The organism is Methyloversatilis thermotolerans (assembly GCF_000372885.1).
GTDB classification, from domain to species: Bacteria; Pseudomonadota; Gammaproteobacteria; order Burkholderiales; family Rhodocyclaceae; genus Methyloversatilis; species Methyloversatilis thermotolerans.
The window spans coordinates 3830968-3845303 of record NZ_KB889967.1 but is presented as its reverse complement, the minus strand read 5'-3'; the positions used below and the strand labels follow the sequence as shown (position 1 = coordinate 3845303).

General features: G+C 63.5%; 15 protein-coding genes, 1 tRNA gene and 1 other annotated feature. Of the genes, 9 read left to right on the top strand and 7 right to left on the bottom strand.

Features of this window, described 5'->3' with window-relative positions; all coding sequences use genetic code 11:
• Window positions 1–162 precede the first annotated feature (162 nt).
• The gene (locus A3Q7_RS0117535) at window positions 163–747 is read left to right on the top strand and encodes a chalcone isomerase family protein (protein ID WP_018413218.1); all 585 of its coding nucleotides are present in this window, start codon (window positions 163–165) and stop codon (window positions 745–747) included.
• 2 nt (window positions 748–749) lie between these two features.
• Window positions 750–1259, top strand: a complete 510-nt coding sequence (locus tag A3Q7_RS0117530) for a methylated-DNA--[protein]-cysteine S-methyltransferase (RefSeq protein ID WP_018413217.1) — start codon at window positions 750–752, stop codon at window positions 1257–1259.
• Here A3Q7_RS0117530 and folB read toward each other — a convergent pair.
• Window positions 1231–1584 (bottom strand): dihydroneopterin aldolase, encoded by a 354-nt coding sequence (gene folB / locus A3Q7_RS0117525; protein ID WP_018413216.1) that lies wholly within the window; start codon window positions 1582–1584, stop codon window positions 1231–1233. The genes A3Q7_RS0117530 and folB overlap by 29 nt on opposite strands.
• A 63-nt stretch (window positions 1585–1647) precedes the next feature.
• Between folB and plsY the strand changes: the two genes are divergently transcribed.
• Entirely contained in the window at window positions 1648–2262 is a 615-nt protein-coding gene (plsY, locus tag A3Q7_RS0117520; RefSeq protein ID WP_018413215.1) for a glycerol-3-phosphate 1-O-acyltransferase PlsY, read from the top strand.
• A 16-nt stretch (window positions 2263–2278) separates the two neighbouring features.
• Here the strand turns inward: plsY and tsaD are convergent, their stop codons facing one another.
• On the bottom strand, window positions 2279–3289 hold the full coding sequence (tsaD, locus tag A3Q7_RS0117515; RefSeq protein WP_018413214.1) for a tRNA (adenosine(37)-N6)-threonylcarbamoyltransferase complex transferase subunit TsaD: 1011 nt from the start codon (window positions 3287–3289) through the stop codon (window positions 2279–2281).
• 126 nt (window positions 3290–3415) lie between these two features.
• Here tsaD and rpsU point away from each other — a divergent pair, with 126 nt between their 5' ends.
• From rpsU to A3Q7_RS0117490, 5 genes are all read left to right on the top strand, one after another.
• Window positions 3416–3628, top strand: coding sequence for a 30S ribosomal protein S21 (gene rpsU / locus A3Q7_RS0117510; RefSeq protein WP_008061479.1), 213 nt, complete (start codon window positions 3416–3418; stop codon window positions 3626–3628).
• Window positions 3629–3749: 121 nt separating this feature from the next.
• The gene (locus A3Q7_RS0117505; RefSeq protein ID WP_018413213.1) at window positions 3750–4202 is read left to right on the top strand and encodes a GatB/YqeY domain-containing protein; all 453 of its coding nucleotides are present in this window, start codon (window positions 3750–3752) and stop codon (window positions 4200–4202) included.
• 13 nt (window positions 4203–4215) lie between these two features.
• The gene (dnaG, locus tag A3Q7_RS0117500) at window positions 4216–5985 is read left to right on the top strand and encodes a DNA primase (RefSeq protein ID WP_018413212.1); all 1770 of its coding nucleotides are present in this window, start codon (window positions 4216–4218) and stop codon (window positions 5983–5985) included.
• Window positions 5986–6189: 204 nt separating this feature from the next.
• Window positions 6190–8223: an RNA polymerase sigma factor RpoD gene (rpoD, locus tag A3Q7_RS0117495; RefSeq protein WP_018413211.1), complete on the top strand. Its 2034-nt coding sequence runs from the start codon at window positions 6190–6192 to the stop codon at window positions 8221–8223.
• Between the two features lie 55 nt (window positions 8224–8278).
• Window positions 8279–8710, top strand: a complete 432-nt coding sequence (locus tag A3Q7_RS0117490; protein WP_026224980.1) for a CBS domain-containing protein — start codon at window positions 8279–8281, stop codon at window positions 8708–8710.
• Window positions 8711–8773: 63 nt separating this feature from the next.
• Here A3Q7_RS0117490 and A3Q7_RS0117485 read toward each other — a convergent pair whose 3' ends face one another.
• Window positions 8774–9940: an alkaline phosphatase family protein gene (locus A3Q7_RS0117485; RefSeq protein ID WP_018413209.1), complete on the bottom strand. Its 1167-nt coding sequence runs from the start codon at window positions 9938–9940 to the stop codon at window positions 8774–8776.
• A 68-nt stretch (window positions 9941–10008) separates the two neighbouring features.
• On the opposite strand from A3Q7_RS0117485, the gene A3Q7_RS0117480 reads away from it, so the two are divergent.
• A tRNA-Ile gene (locus A3Q7_RS0117480) sits at window positions 10009–10087 on the top strand.
• Window positions 10088–10721: 634 nt separating this feature from the next.
• On the opposite strand, the gene A3Q7_RS0117475 is transcribed toward A3Q7_RS0117480, so the two are convergent.
• The 4 genes from A3Q7_RS0117475 to A3Q7_RS0117445 form a co-directional block, all read right to left on the bottom strand.
• Window positions 10722–11953 (bottom strand): IS3 family transposase gene (locus tag A3Q7_RS0117475; protein ID WP_088178478.1). Its coding sequence is split into 2 segments (ribosomal slippage): window positions 10722–11665 and window positions 11665–11953, totalling 1233 coding nucleotides; the frame shifts between segments, so codons are not numbered across the junction.
• Window positions 11559–11675 (bottom strand) — a sequence feature (AL1L pseudoknot). (Overlaps the previous gene by 117 nt.)
• Window positions 11954–12288: 335 nt before the next feature.
• The gene (locus A3Q7_RS20085) at window positions 12289–12654 is read right to left on the bottom strand and encodes a hypothetical protein (RefSeq protein ID WP_157278229.1); all 366 of its coding nucleotides are present in this window, start codon (window positions 12652–12654) and stop codon (window positions 12289–12291) included.
• 321 nt (window positions 12655–12975) lie between these two features.
• On the bottom strand, window positions 12976–13950 hold the full coding sequence (locus tag A3Q7_RS0117450) for a hypothetical protein (RefSeq protein WP_018413205.1): 975 nt from the start codon (window positions 13948–13950) through the stop codon (window positions 12976–12978).
• Window positions 13947–14330, bottom strand: coding sequence for a hypothetical protein (locus A3Q7_RS0117445; protein ID WP_157278227.1), 384 nt, complete (start codon window positions 14328–14330; stop codon window positions 13947–13949). Before A3Q7_RS0117445 ends, A3Q7_RS0117450 begins: the two co-directional genes overlap by 4 nt.
• Between the last annotated feature and the right edge of the window lie 6 nt (window positions 14331–14336).

The following is a 14336-nucleotide window of genomic DNA, read 5'->3' as shown; positions in this document are numbered from 1 at the left end:
CGACGCGTAATGATTACACCATATCCCCAGAAAAACAATCGCTTGCGATTAATTCATGAAGACGTTTCAAGCTAAAGTGGTCGATGTATACATGCGGAAACACGGGACACGGTGCATCGCGAGGATAATGTCGCCTCCACACGCCACCCATGGAGCATGAATATGAACTGGCGCGCCCTGCTGATCTGCCTGTCCCTGCTGCAACCGCTCTCCAGTCATGCGCTCGAGATCGAAGGCACCCGTTTCGACGCATCGGTGAAGGCCGGAGACGCGACTCTGCAGCTCAATGGTGCCGGCGTGCGCAGCAAGTTCATCATCAAGGTCTATACGATAGGCCTCTACCTGTCGACGCCATCGGACAGCGACACAGCGGCGCTGACCGCCGCCGGCCCGAAGCGGATAGACATCGTGCCGCTGATGGACTTTTCGGCCGATCAGTTCACCGAACCCCTGGTCAAGGGCATGAAGAAGAACCTGCCCGCGGCAGAATTCGAGTCCATGCGACCCCGCATCGATGCTTTCGTAGCCGATCTGCAGGCACTGAAAGAGGTGCGCAAGGGCGCCCGCATCGTACTGGAATGGCGGCCCGGACGCGGCACGCTGGCGCTGGTCGACGGCAAGGAGGTTTCAAAGCCGGTGGACGGAGAGGATTTTTTCCGTGGGCTCATGGCGATCTGGATAGGTCAGAAGCCGACGCAGGACGATCTGAAGCAGCGGCTTCTGTCCGGCCGCGCCCACGGCACCTGACGATGCGGGCCGAAGACGACTGCGCGGCCGTGGTGGCTGCGCCAGGCTTCGCCCTCGGCCTGGTGATCGCCGGCAACATGCTCGGCCGCATCGATTTCCTGCCCGCAGGCGCCGCCCGCCGCGGCGAGCACCCGGTTGCGCAGAGGGCTTTCGATCAACTGCAAGCGTATCTGGCCGACGCGACATGCGGCTTCGAACTGCCGCTGGCGCTCGCGGGCAGCCCCCATCAGCTCGCCGTGTGGCAGGCGATGCGCGACATTCCGTGCGGCGAAACGACGAGCTACGGCGAAATCGCCCGCCGCGTCGGTTCATCGGCGCGCGCTGTCGGCGCAGCATGCGGAGCGAACCCGCTGCCGGTGCTGATTCCCTGTCACCGCGTCATCGCCGCCGGCGGACGGCTCGGCGGCTTCGCTCACGCGCGCGACGGATTCCTGATCGACATCAAACGCTGGCTGCTGGCGCATGAAGCACGCGCCAAAGGCTTCATGGGCGACGCCCGCGCTCTATCGTGACGCCGACCTGCCGCACGTCCTTCATGATGCCGGTCTTGGCAATCGATATCTTGACCCATGATGCGTGAAAATCATCCAGCATCATGTTGATCACGAACTCGCCCAGCGTTTCCAGCAGATTGAAGTGGCGCTGCGCGAGCTCGGCGCGAATGCGATTCACCACCTCGGCGTAATCTATCGTGTCGTTGATGTCGTCGTTCTGGGCCGCCGCGTCGGGCACACCGAAGGTCATGCTGATTTCGAGCTGCTGCGTGTGCGCGCGCTCGCGCGCGTAGATGCCGACCGACGCGGTCACCTTCATGCCTTCGATGAAAATACAGTCCATATCTGCCCTGCTGCGTGTGACGAACTAGAATTGCCGGATTCTACGTCCGTACAGTCCTTCATCGTGAATCCAGCTTCCAGCATCGCCCTCGCCATCGTTCTTGGATACGCGCTCGGCTGCATCCCGTTTGCCGTGCTCAGCAGTCGTCTGTTCGGTCTGGCCGATCCCCGCACCTACGGTTCCGGCAACCCGGGAGCGACCAACGTGCTGCGTTCGGGCAGCCGGAAAGCAGCGTTGCTGACGCTGATCGGCGACGCCCTGAAGGGCTGCGTCGCCGTATGGCTGGTGAAGGCGCTCGGCATGGGCAGCACCGCAGCGCTGATCGCGGGCGTCGCCGCCTTCGTCGGTCATGTATTTCCCGCCACGCTGGGATTCCGCGGCGGCAAGGGTGTCGCGACCGCCGCCGGCGTCATGCTCGCCGCTGTCCCCATGGCGGGCGTGATCGCACTGGGCCTGTGGATCGCGGTGGCCCTGCTGACACGCTATTCGTCGCTTGCTGCGCTGGTCGCAGCAAGCAGCGCGCCGATCAGCGGGCTGCTTCTCACCGGATCGGCGGCGGTATGCGGCGCGCTTGCGGCGATGGCCGGGCTGCTCATCTGGCGGCATGCCGACAATATCCGCCGCTTGATGAATGGCACGGAAAGCCGTATCGGCTCGAAGAAGACGACCGCGGGCTGAAGGCCGTCCGTCGCGCTCACAACGTGTCGAGCGGCCAGCGCGGACGCACTGCGATTTCGTGACCGGCGCGCGCAGCGACGCGCCCTGCAGCCAGGCGCTGGGCGCCGGCGAAGGCAATCATGGCGCCGTTGTCGGTACACAAGGCCAGCTCGGGGTAGAACACGCGGCCCTTGCGCTGGGCCAGTTCCACATCGAGCCGCTCGCGCAGACGGCGGTTTGCGCCGACCCCACCCGCCACCACGAGCCGCTGCAGCCGGGTCTGCCGCAGTGCGGTCAGCGACTTGGCGGTCAGCACATCGACCACCGCCTCCTGGAATTCGGCGGCCAGATCGGCCCTGCCAGTATCGTCCAGGCCCTTGTTGACCGCATGGAGCACCGCCGTCTTGAGACCCGAAAAACTGAAATCGAGGTCACCGCTGTTCAGCATGGGCCGCGGCAGGCGCAAGCGCCCCGCGCGGCCCTGCCCGGCCAGCGCCGCGAGCGCGGGTCCGCCCGGATAGGGCAAACCGAGCAGCTTGGCCGTCTTGTCGAAGGCTTCGCCAGCCGCATCGTCCAGCGTCTCGCCGAGAATCTCGTACTCGCCGACCGCAGACACCCGCATGAGTTGCGTATGCCCGCCGGACACCAGCAGCGCGACGAAGGGGTAGTCGGGCGGATCGGCGGACAGCAGGGGTGACAGCAGATGTCCTTCGAGGTGATGGACGGGAATGGCCGGTCTGCCGAGCGAAAACGCGAGGGATTCCGCGAATGCGGCGCCCACCAGCAGGGCCCCGGCCAGCCCCGGTCCGGCGGTATAGGCCACCGCGTCGATGTCGCCTGCGACTATGCCCGCCTCGATCAGTACCTGCCGGTACAAGGGCACGATGCGCCGCACATGGTCACGCGAGGCCAGTTCGGGCACCACGCCGCCATAGGCCTGATGCAGATCGATCTGCGAGTGCACGGCGTGCGCGACCAGCCCGCGCCGGTCGTGATACAACGCCAGCCCGGTCTCGTCACACGACGATTCGATGCCAAGTATCCACATGCCAGCCATTGTACCGGCCCGGCCCGGATTTCGCGCTTGGCATCCGGAAGCGACACGGATATACTCGCGGGCTTTCCGTTACGCGTCCGCCTGAACAAGCGGCGGGCGCTCATTGAGGGCTGTTGTATGCCGGGTATTCGCGTCAAGGAAAACGAGCCGTTTGAAGTTGCGATCCGCCGCTTCAAGCGCACCATCGAAAAGGCTGGCACGCTGACCGAACTGCGTTCGCGTGAGTTCTACGAGAAGCCGACGGCCGAGCGCAAGCGCAAGCTTGCTGCCGCCGTGAAGCGTCATCACAAGCGGCTGCGCAGCCAGACCCTGCCGCCCAAGCTGTACTGATCGCCCGGCCCCGCACTGTAGCGGGGTTGAGCACGAAAAGCCGGATGCGCCCGCTGCGCTGCCGGCTTTTTGTGTTTGTCGCTCCAGCGATTTCCCTCTTTCTTTTTTCCCGGGTGTCAGCATGAGTCTCAAGGAACGCGTCAGCGAGGACATGAAGGCCGCCATGCGCGCGAAGGACAGCGCGCGGCTGGGCACAATCCGGCTGCTGATGGCTGCGATCAAGCAGAAGGAGGTCGACGACCGGATCACGCTGGACGACGATCAGGTGATCGCCGTCATCGACAAGATGATCAAGCAACGTCGCGATTCGATCGGCCAGTACGAAAGCGCCGGTCGCCAGGATCTCGCCGATGCCGAGAAGTTCGAACTCGAAATACTGACCGCCTACATGCCGCAGCAGATGAGCGCTGATGAAGTGCGCGCAGCCATCGCCGCCGTGATCGCGGAAACCGGGGCCAGCGGCCCGGCCGACATGGGCAGGGTGATGGGTCCGCTGAAGGCCCGCCTGGCCGGACGCACCGACATGGCCCAGGCTTCGGCGCTGGTGAAGGCCGCGTTGAGCGGCAAGGCCTGAGCGAGGACGCGGGATGATCCCGCAGTCCTTCATCCAGGAACTGCTTGCCCGCGTCGACATCGTCGACGTGGTCGAGCGCTACGTCCCGCTGAAGAAGGCCGGCGCCAACTACCAGGCGTGCTGCCCCTTTCACAGCGAGAAAACCCCTTCATTCACGGTCAGTCCGAGCAAGCAGTTCTATCACTGCTTCGGCTGCGGCGCGCACGGCAGCGCGATCGGCTTCCTGATGGAATACTCCGGCCTGAGCTACCCGGACGCCATCGAGGAGCTCGCGCGCCACGCCGGCATGGCGGTACCGCGCGAGGAGTTCTCGCCTGAAATGGCGCAGCAGCGCAAACTGGCCGCCTCGCTCACCGAGGTGATGGCGCGCGCGGCGCAGTTCTACAAGCAGTCGCTGAAGAAAACGCCGCGCGCCATCGACTACCTCAAGGGACGCGGTCTCACCGGCGAGATCGCCGCGCGCTTCGGCATCGGCTATGCACCGGACGACTGGCAGAGCCTGCGCGAAACCTTCGACGACTACGAGGCACCGGCGCTGTCCGAATGCGGACTGGTGATCGATGCCGAACCTTCGGAAGGTCAGCAGAAAGGACGCCGCTACGACCGTTTCCGCGACCGCATCATGTTTCCCATCCTCGACGGACGAAATCATGTGATCGGCTTCGGCGGCCGCGTGCTCGACCGAGGCGAACCCAAGTACCTCAATTCCCCGGAAACGCCGCTCTTCTCGAAAGGCCGCGAGCTGTACGGCCTGACCCAGGCGCGCAACGCGATCCGCGATGACGGCTTCGTGCTGGTGGTGGAGGGCTATATGGACGTGGTGGCGCTGGCGCAGTTCGGCGTCGGCAACGCAGTCGCCACGCTGGGCACGGCCACCACACCCGAACACATCCACAAGCTGTTCCGGCAGACCGACCGCATCGTGTTCTGCTTCGACGGCGACCGCGCCGGACGCAAGGCCGCCTGGCGCGCACTCGAATCCGCACTGCCCGAACTGAACGACGGCCGCGTCGCATCCTTCCTCTTCCTGCCGACCGAGCATGACCCGGACAGCTTCGTACGCGAACAGGGCGCCGACCGCTTCCGGCAGCTCGCGCTGTCCGCCCAGCCGCTGAGCGAATACCTGCTGCACGAACTGCAGTCGCGCTGTGACACGCGCAGCGCCGAAGGGCGCGCCCGGTTCGTGTCGGAAGCGCGTCCGCTGGTGACGAAAATGCCGGCCGGCGCGCTGCGCACCCAGCTCATGCACCTGCTCGCGCCGGCCGTCGGCCTGTCAGCACAGGAACTGGCGGAGGCGCTCGGTCTGCGCCTGCCGCGCCGCAGCGGGCGGTTCAATGCACCGCCGCCGCCAGCGGCACCACGCGTCCCCCCGAGCACCCCGGCGCGCAAGCTGCTGTGCATGCTGATGCAGCGCCCCGCCCTCGGGGGCCGTATCGGTCACCTTGAGAACATCGAGGACGATCCATGGTTGCAGGCGGTCCAGGCTGTCGCGGACAGCATCGAACACGGCGACATCGACACGCGGCATTCCGCCGGCTTCGCCGAGCACTTTCGCGATGGCCCTCATGGGCCGCTGATCGACGAGGCCATCGCGGCGGCGATCGAAGATCCAGCCGACGAAGGTGCGCTGCCGCACATGTTCGAAGACACATTGCAACACTTGCGAAGGACCGAAATTTCCCGGGCAATCAACCATCTGACCGCGCTCAGCCGCCAGTCCCCGCTGTCCGCGGAACAACAGGCCGAACTGGGGCGTCTGTTGCGGGAGAAGGCCCGGACTTGAAAGAGTGCGAGGTACGCCCTAAAACAGGTATAATGTCCGGTTCCCTGATCGCGTCCTTTCCGGATGAGGGCGCGACCTCCACTTTCCGTTCCCGCAACGGGACGCGGCGCCAGGACAGCATGCAGTGCGGCCGCTGATGCGGCAATCCGGAAACCGCCCGCCGTGCGCCGACACGGCTGGTTTTACGCAGATCTGAGGATATACATGGTCGCCAAGGACAAGTCGAAGGATACCCGCAAGCTGGCTGAAATCGCCGACAACGCAGACAAGCCTGCCACCACAGCAAAACCCGCCACCGCCCGCGGTGCGAAAGCCGCGAAGGACGCCCGGACCAAGGATTCCAAAGCTGCCAAGACCGGCTCGGCCGAGGGCAATGCCCTGCCGATGGATGCCGATCAGCGCCGCCTGCGCCTGAAAACCCTGATTGCGCTCGGCAAGGAACGGGGCTACCTGACCTACGCGGAAATCAACGATCACCTGCCGGACGACATCGTCGACGCCGAGCAGATCGAATCCATCATTTCGACCTTCAACGACATGGGCATCCGTGTCTTCGACGAGGCTCCGGCTTCGGAAGACCTGCTCATGGGCGAAAACGCGCCGGCCGTCGTCGATGCCTCGGAAGTCGAGGAAGAAGCCGAACAGGCGCTGTCGACGGTGGAATCCGAATTCGGCCGCACGACTGACCCGGTGCGCATGTACATGCGCGAAATGGGTACGGTGGAGCTGCTCACGCGCGAGGGCGAGATCGAGATCGCCAAGCGCATCGAGGACGGCCTGCGCCACATGATCCAGGCCATTTCCGCGTGCCCGACCACCATTGCCGAAATTCTCGACATGGCGGACAAGGTGGCACGCGATGAAATGCGCATCGACGAACTGGTCGACGGTCTGATCGACCCGAACGCCGTCGAGGAAGAGGAGGAAGTCAGCGCAAGCGCCGACGCCGAAGACGACGAGGACGGCGAGGACGAGGACGAGGACGAGGACGGCGAGGGCGGCGCGATGAGCGCATCGCTCATCCAGCTCAAGGCGGATGCGCTGGAACGCTTCGAGAGCATCCGGGCGCTCTACACCAAGATGCAGTCGACGCTGGACAAGAAGGGCTCGCAGGACAAGACCTATCTCAAGCTGCAGAAGCAGTTGTCCGACGAACTGATGAACTTCCGCTTCACCGCGCGCATGATCGAGAAGCTGTGCGACTCGGTCCGCAACATGGTGGAATCGGCGCGCAAGCACGAGCGCAAGATCCTCGAACTGTGCGTGGACAAGGGCAATATGCCGCGCGCCCACTTCATCAAGGTTTTCCCGGGCAACGAAACCAATATCGACTGGCTCAAGGGTGAAATTACCGCAGCCAAGGCGAATGGCGCGCAACTGCTGCGCGCGGCTCCGGCCATCATCGAGGAACAGGGCAAGCTGATCGACATCCAGGAACGCATCGGTCTGCCGCTGAAGGAACTCAAGGACATCAACAAACAGATGTCCACCGGCGAAGCGAAGATGCGCCGCGCCAAGCGTGAAATGACCGAAGCAAACCTGCGCCTGGTGATTTCGATCGCGAAGAAGTACACCAATCGCGGCCTGCAGTTCCTCGACCTCATCCAGGAAGGCAATATCGGCCTGATGAAGGCGGTGGACAAGTTCGAATACCGCCGTGGCTACAAGTTCTCGACCTATGCGACCTGGTGGATACGCCAGGCCATCACGCGTTCGATCGCGGACCAGGCACGCACCATCCGCATCCCGGTTCACATGATCGAAACGATCAACAAGATGAACCGCATCTCGCGCCAGATCCTGCAGGAAACCGGGGCCGAGCCGGATCCGGCCACGCTGGCTGCGCGCATGGAAATGCCGGAAGAGAAGATCCGCAAGATCCTCAAGATCAGCAAGGAGCCGATCTCGATGGAAACGCCGATCGGCGACGACGACGATTCCCATCTCGGCGACTTCATCGAGGACACGGCGACGCTGGCGCCGACCGATGCGGCGCTGTTCGCCAGCCTGCGCGACATCACGAAGGAAGTGCTGGACAGCCTGACGCCGAGGGAAGCCAAGGTGCTGCGCATGCGCTTCGGCATCGAAATGAATACCGACCATACGCTGGAAGAAGTCGGCAAGCAGTTCGACGTGACCCGGGAACGCATCCGCCAGATCGAGGCCAAGGCGCTGCGCAAGCTGCGTCATCCGTCCCGCAGCGAAAAGCTGCGCAGCTTCCTCGACACGGAAACCTGAGTTCATGTGAAACTTGAGCGGCCCATCTCACGGACAACATACGGGAGGAGTTACCGTGAAGACGATTGCTCAGGTAATAGAAGCGAAGAAGGGGCCGGTCGCCACTGTGGAGGCCGGAGATTCGGTTCTGAACGCGTTGCGCGTGATGGCCGAACGCGGCATCGGTGCCGTGCTGGTGACCGAATCAGGGTCGCTGGCCGGCATCTTCTCGGAGCGCGACTACGCGCGCAAGGTCGTGTTGCAGGGCAAGGACTCGACGTCCACGCCGGTGCGCGACATCATGACCAGCAAGCTCATCCACGTAACGCCCGAAATGACGGTCGATCAGGCGATGCAACTGATGAGTGAAAAGCGCATCCGGCACCTTCCGGTGCTGGATCCGGCCGGCCGGCTGATCGGCGTCGTGTCGATCGGCGACATGGTCAAGGAAACCATCGAGTACCAGCAGTTCCTGATCCGGCAGCTCGAAAGCTACATCGCGAGCTGAATGGCGCGGCGAGGACGCCCGGGCAACGCCCTCGCCAGCCTTCCATCCCGCCATGCGGCCGGTTCATCGATTTCCGGCACACAGCTCGATCAAGGGCACCCGCATTTCTGCGGCGCTGCTGCCGCCATGCACGCCGATGAGCCGGAACGGACGTTCGCCCGGAAGGGTGTCGCGCAAGGTCCAGTCATCCTTCATTTCAAGCAGCCAGTCACCGAGGCGCGAACGCAGCCGCGGATGAACAGGTCCGTCGCCGAATCGCCGCGCCGCCAGCAGATCGTCGATCGGCCACGGCGTGCACGCGTGCGACAGATCGCCCAGCGCACGCTCGAAGTCGCGCCGCCGCCCGGATTTCACATGGCAGAACACCGCGCGTCGCTCACCCGACAGCGGGCCGTCCAGGCAATCGATCAGCGCCGGGAAGTTCTCAAGTTCGAGCAGTCTTTCCGCCGCCGCATCGATGAAACCGTGATCGGCCGTCACGACGAGCTGTATCGGTGGTCCCTGCCAGCGTTCGCACCAGGCTTCAAGCGCAGCGTCGGCTTCGGCCAGCAGCGCTGCAGCCTGGTCGGAGCGACAACCTTGATGATGGGCGCAGTGATCGAAATCCGGCCAGTAGGCATACACATAACCGGGCGCCGGCACGGCATCGAGCACGCCGGAAAGCCCCTGCAACAAGCCGATCATGCCGCCACGATATGCAGTCCGCTGCGCTCCGCGGCTGTGCCGCCTGTTGAAAGAGGAATCCGCGATATCGGCCGGGCTGATCACCGACGACGCGAGCCGCAGCCCCGAAAAGACGTCATCGACGGGATGCAGCCTTTCCAGTGCCTGGTCCTCGGTCATGCCCAGTGCAATGTCTCCGCGCGGCCGCACCGGCAGCACGGCGATCACCTGGTCGCCCACCTCCTCGCAGCGCACATGCCAGCCGGTCACGCCGTGGCGCGCAGGCGTACAACCGGTCATGAAGGTGGTGATGGCGGTGGCCGTGGTCGACGGAAACACGGAGGTGAGCGTGCGGGTACAGTGCCGGCGCAGGAAGGCGGTGTGCGGCAACAGATCGAGCTGGGCCATGCCTACCCCGTCGAGCACCAGCAGCACCAGCGTCGGCGCATCGGCCCAACGCCTGATATCCACCCCGTCCGGCAGAGGTCCGAGCGGCCGGCCACCGCGCGCGGCAATCACGCCCTGCATCAGGTTGAAGATCGAGCCACCCGCGAAATCAGGCCACATCGCACACTCCGGAAAACGCGCAACGGAACCCGACTGCGCAAGGCTTTGCTATAGTACCGCTCCCTCACGGGCCTCTAGCTCATGCTTGGTTAGAGCAGCGGACTCATAATCCGTTGGTGCTGGGTTCGACTCCCAGGGGGCCCACCAATAGATTCAATGGGTTGCGGATGAAACCGCCCCCGGATTTGCGTGCATCGCCGGCCGTGTAGCCACCTTGTAGCCTTTTGACGACTACCCCCTGTCGAAGCCTCGCAGGCTTCGTCGGCACGCGTGGTTTGCAAGCACCTCCCTTGAGGCTTGGCTTATCAAGAATTCGGTACGCTCAATGGCGTTGAACACCTCCTCGACAGCCCCGCTCCCCCTCCCCGCCCTGCTAAGCCGTCAAGCTTGTAGGCCTCCCATGTCGCCACCGCTGTGATTGAGGTGGCATGCAAATGGAAACTTGCATCTAAACCAAAACCGTAAAGCACTCTTAACCCCAAGGCGTTTAGATTGCTGAACTTATGGCAATGACAACTTCTGAGCGCATCGAAAAAATGATGCGTGAATTGGGAAACCTCGACCAGCCGTCATTCGGTCAACTTGCAGGTGCGTCGAAGAGCGTCGTCAACCAATGGCTTTCAGGGAACATTAAGACGGTCGGAGCGGAGTTTGCCTTCCGACTTCAAAAAAGCACCGGATTTAGCGCAGAGTGGATTCAATTAGGCACTGGGCCTGAGCGGATCGCGGCGACCGCGCACGGTGAACCGCCCCGGGTTTCGCGGAGGCCCGTTGGGTTAAGTCAGGCTGGCACGAGGTCGGCCCGACGGGTGAGTTGCCGATAGTAGTTCGCCTCTGCCTCGGCAGGCGGAATGTAGCCGATGGAACTGAGCAGGCGATGGTGGTTGAACCAGGACACCCATTCGAGGGTGGCCAGTTCCACCGCCTCCCGTGTCTTCCACGGCGCACGGCGATGGATCAGCTCAGTCTTGTACAACCCGTTGATGGTCTCGGCCAGCGCGTTGTCGTAGCTGTCGCCCTTGCTGCCCACCGAAGGCTCGATGCCTGCTTCTGCCAGTCGTTCGCTGTAGCGGATCGACACGTATTGCGAGCCGCGGTCCGAGTGATGAATCAGGCTGCTGTCGCGCTCGGGCTGACGCGCGTACAGCGCCTGTTCCAGCGCATCGAGCACGAAGTCGGTACTCATCGAAGTGCTTACGCGCCAGCCCACGATGCGTCGGGCAAACACATCCACCACGAAAGCCACATACAACCAGCCCTGCCAGGTTGAGACGTAGGTGAAATCCGAGACCCACAGCTGGTTCGGCCGCTCGGCACTGAACTGCCGATTGACCTTGTCCAGCGGGCACGCCACTTTGGGGTCTGCGACCGTGGTACGCACCTTCCTGCCACGTACGACACCTCGCAGGCCGAGCCTGCGCATCAGACGTTCGACCGTGCAGCGCGCAACCTCTACGTCCTCGCGGTTCATCTGCTTCCAGACCTTGTCCGCGCCATAGACCTGCAGATTCGCATCCCACACCTGTTTGATCGCAGGCTGCAACGCAGCATCCCGTTTCGCTCTGGCACTGAGCAGAGAAGCATCTCTGCAGCGCGCCGCATGGCGCCGATAGGCCGACGGGGCGATCTGCAGAACCTTGCACATCGGCTCGACCCCGTGGCGGTCGCGGTGCTCATCGACCAGCCCGTACATCACTTCAAACGGCGGTCGAGCTCCGCCTGGGCGAAAAACGCGCTGGCAAGTTTCAGGATCTCGTTGGCGCGGCGAAGCTCCTTGACCTCGCGTTCCAGATCCTTGATGCGCTGCGCATCCGCCGTCGTCACGCCCGGACGCGCGCCCGCGTCGACTTCCGCCTGCTTGACCCAATCCAGCAGCGTCTGCGGCACGCAACCAATCTTCGGTGCGATCGATTCGACCGCCGCCCACAACGACGGGTACTCCCCGCGGTGCTCATGCACCAGCCGGACAGCACGCTCGCGAACCTCAGGTGAGAACTTCGATGATTTCTTCATGGCTCCATCTTCTCAAGACTTGGAGCCTCCGCAAAATCCGGGGCGGTTCAGTCGGCCGCCCTGCCGGGTCTTGACGATGAGGCCGGCATCCTCCAACTCGATGCACGCGGAATTGATGCTTGTGCGACTGGTCCAGCCCCGCGTTCGCAGTACCTTCGGGGCCAGTGACACATCGCCGTTGTTCCGGCCGGTCGGCCCAAGCTGAGCCAAGATGTCGATGAGCAACTTGGTTGCCAGTGGCGACAACTCCGCGCAGGCTCGCGAACGCATGAACTCTATCGGCACGGGGACGTAGTACCCCAGGCACCCCGCGCCCTCCCTCTGCTTTTTGCGCTTCATTCATGGTCGCCTCCCAGAGGCGGCACCACTCGCGCAATGCGCTCGCGGTCAGCGGCAGTCAGGCTGTAGCGGCCCCAGCGGATCGCCAATCCGTCCCTGTCGATACCTTTGATGGATTCGCAGGGTAGGGCGAAGCCCTTGGCACGCAGCCGGGAAATCACGTCCGGCGAGTTGCTGGAGCCGATTGCACGGTCAAGCGCCTCGCGGTCGCACGGCCCGGACAGCAGGCGCTGCAGGAGACGACGCATCCGCGGGCCATTGACCGGGATGGCCGGCGAAGCGGAAACTACGGTCGATGAGCTTCGGAATTGGGCCGCGCCGTGCGCCAACACGGTTGCGGCCTTGTTGGTTTCAGGCGTCATGCTCGTCTCCCTTCTTCACCTGCACATCGGGAAACGACAGTCGGCCGTTGGCCAAGCGCTCCGGCTTGACACCGAAGTAGTGCCCGAAGCGGCAGACGCGGGAACGCACGGACGGTGCTTTGACGTGGTTGCGCGCGGCGAACTCGGCGCAACTCAGCTTGCGATCAGTGGTGCCAGTCGAGTGCATACGTTGCTCCCCGACGCTGACTCCGGCGGAATTACCGGGCGATCAACGTCGATGGACGCATGCTCGTTTTTCCAGCCTCATCAATTTAGCCCTAGTTTTCGTGGGCAAAACTGGGGCTATATCTTGTCGGCGGCTTACCCGCCCCTTTTCAGGCGGTATCGAAGCTTTGCGCCCCGACGAACGAGCGACCCGGCAACCGAAGGCGAGAAGTCATTCAGGGCGCGCTGTATAAGGGCTTCGATAGCTCCTTCGGCTTCTTCTCTGGTCTCAGCGGCCACCCCGTCCCTTCGTGAAGCTACAATCCGCTGCTCGATCCACTCCTCTTTCTTCAGCCGCAATTGCCTCTCTGCATCAACGAACTGCTTCCTAATTCGGTCGAGCTGCTTGGCTTCCCTGAAGAACCTATTCACAGCCGACCAGGAGTAAGGCGCCCCCCTCGGATTCCTGACGTTCCGCTGCGTGAGCGCGTCTTTCGCCCTTGTCACAGCAGATAGCGGGTTCTGACTCTTCCCCTCCTCATCAAGGGTTCCGCCCGACAGATACTCTGCAAGCACAGTGTTGGGGATGAGTACCCGCTCCGTCACCCAGCGATTGCGCTCTGCCTCCAAGGTGTTCAAAGCGCTCAATTCGGGCTCCGTGAAGGCAGCGTGTCGATTCAATCTATCCAGCGCATCCTGCAACGCCGCGCGGTGCTTCGCCCGGACTGTAGAACGCTCGATTGCGTCGAAGACGCTTTGCAGAAAGGCTTGCTTTTCGGAGCACGCCTGGATGACATCAACGCTCTCAAGTCGCGCAAGGGCCAATTCTTCCCCGGGATGCGCGGCGTGGCCCAGGACAATCACGATTTGCGTCCTGCCGGCGACTTGCGACTCCCGGAAGTGCGTCACCGCGTTGCGTGCGCCTTGATTCGGCAGCCCCCAATCGATCAGCGTCAGAAGAGCCATCTCTTCCAGCACGACCCGAGGCGCGTCCGCCCAGTCCTCGACCTGACGCCACCGCCCGAACCCGAGCGCGTCGAACCAGTCATCACGGTTCTCTCCGAGCCAAGTGAAGGCGCCAACAACGACAAGGGCTTGGCCGGCGCGCAGCGTGGGCGGGGGCTTCGTCATGGTTCCCGAATGTCGCTGGAGTGAGCGGGGCTGCGAAGGATGGCCGCCTTGAAACTCTGGAACGCGGCGTCCCCACGTGCAGCCGCGACCATCGCACGCGCCGTGAAATGACCGCAATACGACTCGATGACGAATCGAATACGCCCGTCAGGCTCTCGCCAAACGTACCCGCGAATTCCGCCGACTCCGATGGCGCGACGCATGGTCTTGAAGGTCCAGTCTGTCCCGACGCGAAATGCATCGAGCTCGCGGAATTGCTCCTCCGACCCGAGCCACGCGAGCGCTTCGTCTCCGTGCCGGTCAGTCTCGACCCGCACTTCAATGCCCAAATCAACGGCCCGGCGAGTGAAAACGCGCACCTCCGCAGGAAACGAATCCAAGGTTGC

Bases quoted from the DNA above. Each gene is read 5' to 3' on its own strand.
- A3Q7_RS0117530 (WP_018413217.1), top strand. From the start codon at position 750: ATGCGGGCCGAAGACGACTGCGCGGCCGTGGTGGCTGCGCCAGGCTTC.
- A3Q7_RS0117450 (WP_018413205.1), bottom strand. From the start codon at position 13,950: ATGACGAAGCCCCCGCCCACGCTGCGCGCCGGCCAAGCCCTTGTCGTT.
- A3Q7_RS0117535 (WP_018413218.1), top strand. From the start codon at position 163: ATGAACTGGCGCGCCCTGCTGATCTGCCTGTCCCTGCTGCAACCGCTC.
- rpsU (WP_008061479.1), top strand. From the start codon at position 3,416: ATGCCGGGTATTCGCGTCAAGGAAAACGAGCCGTTTGAAGTTGCGATC.
- A3Q7_RS0117505 (WP_018413213.1), top strand. From the start codon at position 3,750: ATGAGTCTCAAGGAACGCGTCAGCGAGGACATGAAGGCCGCCATGCGC.
- A3Q7_RS0117485 (WP_018413209.1), bottom strand. From the start codon at position 9,940: ATGTGGCCTGATTTCGCGGGTGGCTCGATCTTCAACCTGATGCAGGGC.
- dnaG (WP_018413212.1), top strand. From the start codon at position 4,216: ATGATCCCGCAGTCCTTCATCCAGGAACTGCTTGCCCGCGTCGACATC.
- tsaD (WP_018413214.1), bottom strand. From the start codon at position 3,289: ATGTGGATACTTGGCATCGAATCGTCGTGTGACGAGACCGGGCTGGCG.
- folB (WP_018413216.1), bottom strand. From the start codon at position 1,584: ATGGACTGTATTTTCATCGAAGGCATGAAGGTGACCGCGTCGGTCGGC.
- rpoD (WP_018413211.1), top strand. From the start codon at position 6,190: ATGGTCGCCAAGGACAAGTCGAAGGATACCCGCAAGCTGGCTGAAATC.
- A3Q7_RS20085 (WP_157278229.1), bottom strand. From the start codon at position 12,654: ATGACGCCTGAAACCAACAAGGCCGCAACCGTGTTGGCGCACGGCGCG.